General features: G+C 67.1%; 4 protein-coding genes. All 4 read right to left on the bottom strand.

Features of this window, described 5'->3' with window-relative positions; all coding sequences use genetic code 11:
* A partial coding sequence (locus WC493_RS22775) for a class I SAM-dependent methyltransferase (RefSeq protein ID WP_373068847.1) occupies window positions 1–421 on the bottom strand: 421 nt, incomplete at its 3' end.
* A complete protein-coding gene (locus WC493_RS22780) occupies window positions 411–1,463 on the bottom strand; it encodes a glycosyltransferase family 9 protein (RefSeq protein ID WP_373068849.1) in 1,053 nt (350 codons plus the stop codon). The genes WC493_RS22775 and WC493_RS22780, both read right to left, overlap by 11 nt.
* Complete coding sequence (locus tag WC493_RS22785) at window positions 1,441–2,160, bottom strand: class I SAM-dependent methyltransferase (RefSeq protein WP_373068851.1); 720 nt, start codon at window positions 2,158–2,160, stop codon at window positions 1,441–1,443. Before WC493_RS22785 ends, WC493_RS22780 begins: the two co-directional genes overlap by 23 nt.
* The coding region (locus tag WC493_RS22790; protein WP_373068853.1) for a glycosyltransferase at window positions 2,157–3,030 on the bottom strand (874 nt) is incomplete at its 5' end. The genes WC493_RS22785 and WC493_RS22790, both read right to left, overlap by 4 nt.

Raw genomic sequence — 3,030 nt, forward strand, 5'->3', positions numbered from 1 at the left:
CGGCGCGGCGGATCGCCCGGTTCATCTCGCCCGTGTGGTGCAGCACGCCCCAGGAGTACACGACCTCGCTTGGCGTAAGCCCGAGCCCGGGAGCGAGGATGTCGCCGCGTTGCACCCTGTAGCGGCCATCGCCCCAGAACTTTTCCAGCACGGCGCTCGTGGTGGCGACCGAAAGCGGGTCGTAGTCGATCGCCTCCAGGCGCGACGCGCCCAGCTTGAGGGCGGCCAGGCTGTGCAGCCCCGAGCCGCAGCCGATGTCGAGGAAGGAGCGGCCGGCGATATTGTCGCGGCCAACCAGGGTGTCCATGCGCGCAACCGAGGCGTCGATCTGTTCCTGGTCGATCAGTCGCGAGTAATCCTGCCAATTCGCGCCGAAGGCGAAACGCAGTTGGCTTCCCGACGAAGCGGATTCATTGGTCATGGCGTGGGCCTTGCAGGGAGGTCGTCAGCCGCTGCTCGACGGCCTGCCAAACGGTGTCGACTGAAATGTCTGCCATCGGCGCTTCCGGCGTGCAGCGGTCGGCGAGCGGGTGGTCGATGGCCGACAGGCAGGGGTGGTCGAGTGGGCGCAACACCCGGCTCGGCGAATAACCATGGTAAAGCGCCACCATCGGGCGGTGCAGCGAGCCCATCAGATGCGTCGGGCCGGTGTCGACACCGACGTACAGGTCGACGTGGTCCATCAGCGCCGCCGTCTGGCGCAGGCTGAGTTGGCCGGCGCACAAAGTTGCCGCACCGCCGAATTCCGCAGCCAGCGATGCGGTGCGGGACTTCTCCAGCGCGCCGCCGAAGATCAGGAAATGCACCTGTGGCCAGCGCGCCTGGATGGCGCGACACAACGCGACGAAATTGGCTAGCGGCCAGTCGCGATAGGCCTTGGTTGGGAAGCTCGCCACCTGTAGGCCGACCAGCGGCCGCGCTTGGGCAATGCCGCGCTGTTCGAGGAAGCCGCGCGCCCAATGGTGCTCTTCGTTAGTCACGCGATAGGCGATTTCCTTGCCGGCGGGCGCGATGTTCAGTGTTGCCGGCAACAACAGCTGGATGTCGACGGCATGCATGGTCTGCAGCGCCGGGTGCTCGACGACTCGGTACAGCCGCCGATTGAGCGCCTCGTCTGGCTGGCGGAAGGCCACCACGCGTCCCGCCACGCGCAGCGCGTACTCGACCAGCGGCGCATCGGTATTGCAGACAAAGGCCAGGTCGTAACGGCGGCCCGCCAGGCGCCCCATGAAGCGCGCCCGCTGCTTGTCGATGGCGCCGGTGCGATGGACGAAGGGCAAAAAGCGTAGCACTTCGACGCGCTTCGGGTGCGCCAGCAAATGGATACGCGCGGCCGGCCAGTGCGCCGCGACGGCGCGCACGGCGGGCGTCACCAGCAATGTGTCGCCAATGCGCGAGACATTGATGTAGAGGATGTCGGCCGGCGCCGGCACTGTCCGTTCAGTCCGGTCGGACGAATTCATACAGGTAGTCCGGAAAGGAAAATTCAGCTGGCTCCAGGCGCCAGCCGAAGGTGCGCTTGATCGCCAGCGAGATGCCGGAGATCGGCTTGATCAGATGGTAGGCAGCCAGCGCGATGCCGGCACGGCGAGCTAGTTCCATGGCCTGGGTCGGTGTGATCCATGCGATGTGGTCGAGGTTGACCACCATTACCCCGTCGCGCTTGAGCTGACGGAAGAACTTGCGCGAGAACGGGTTGGGGGTCGCCACGTAAAGGCGACCGCCCGGTGCCAGGTGGCGTGCCGCGAATTGCAGCAGGCGCACCACGTTGTCCACGTGCTCCACCACGTCGCCGGCGAATATCACGTCGAAACGTTCGCCGAGGTCGATATCGGAGGTGGCGTCGACGCAGCGCACGTTGAAGCCGCGCTTGCCGAGTTCGGCGGTGAGGGATTCGAGGATGTCGATGCCTAGGCAGTGCGACGCCGCGCGGGCGATGCGGCCGTGGCGCCATTGCGGCTGGTCGACATAACGCATAGCGTGCGCCGCCATGCCGATGTCAAGCACGCGGCGCCCGCGCGCCATGGCTTCGACATAGTCCATCAGCTCGCAATCAACATGGATGCGCTGCACCGCTTTGAGCCAGGCGCGCACCGCGGCCTTGGCCTCGCGATTGTTGGGGTCGTCGGACACCGTGGTCCAGTCCAGGGATTTGCTCATGAGCGCGTTGCCCGTTTGAAAATGGATTCCATGCTGTCCAGCATCGCCTCACGCGAAAAGTCGGCGCTGGCGACACGGCGCGCTTCGGCACCGAGCTTCGCCGCGAGGCCAGCGTCATCGAGCAGGCGGGCGATGGCGGCAGCCAGCGCCGCGGCGTCCCTCGGCGGCACGATCAGCGCCGAGGTCTTGTCGCTGACGGCTTCGAGGATGGCGCCGACCGGCGTGGTGACGATCGGCAGGCCGCAGAGCATGGCCTGCAGGATCGCCTGCGGCACGCCTTCGTTGGCGTAGGACGGCAGGCAGAAGACGTCCATCGCCCGCAGCCAGTGTTCGGGGTCGCTGCGCTGGCCGGCCAGCGTGACCCGCCCGCCGATGCCGAGCGCGGCGATCTTCTCTTCGATCGGGCCGCGCATCGGGCCTTCGCCGACGATCAGCAGGTGCAGGCCGGGCCGGTCGAGTTGCGCGAAGGCGTCGAGCAGGAACAGGTGGCCCTTCCAGCTGCGCAGCGTGGCGACGATGCCCAGATGCTTTTGTTGCGGGTCGAGACCGATCGCCTCCTTCGCCGCCGCCTTGTCGGCCGCGCCTTCGACAGGACTGAAGCGTTCGGTGTCGATTCCGGTGGGCACCGAGCTCACGCGCAGCGGTTCGAGGTCGAGCTCTTTCAGCAGATGCCGGCGCAGGCGCTCGCCGGTGGTGACTACGGCATCGGCGCGACGGTAGAGCCAGCGGTTGACGAAATTGCCCGACACCCGCGCCGAGATGTGGCGGGTGCGCACGATGGCCGGCGGATTCGCGAGCGTGGCGCAGGCCAGGCCGGTCAGCCAGGAATCGGCCGAACTGTGGGTGTTCACCACGTCCGGCGCGTCGCTC

Origin of the sequence: Zavarzinia sp. (assembly GCF_041650655.1) — a bacterium.
Classification (GTDB): domain Bacteria; phylum Pseudomonadota; class Alphaproteobacteria; order Zavarziniales; family Zavarziniaceae; genus Zavarzinia.

Bases quoted from the DNA above. Each gene is read 5' to 3' on its own strand.
- WC493_RS22780 (WP_373068849.1), bottom strand. From the start codon at position 1,463: ATGAATTCGTCCGACCGGACTGAACGGACAGTGCCGGCGCCGGCCGAC.
- WC493_RS22785 (WP_373068851.1), bottom strand. From the start codon at position 2,160: ATGAGCAAATCCCTGGACTGGACCACGGTGTCCGACGACCCCAACAAT.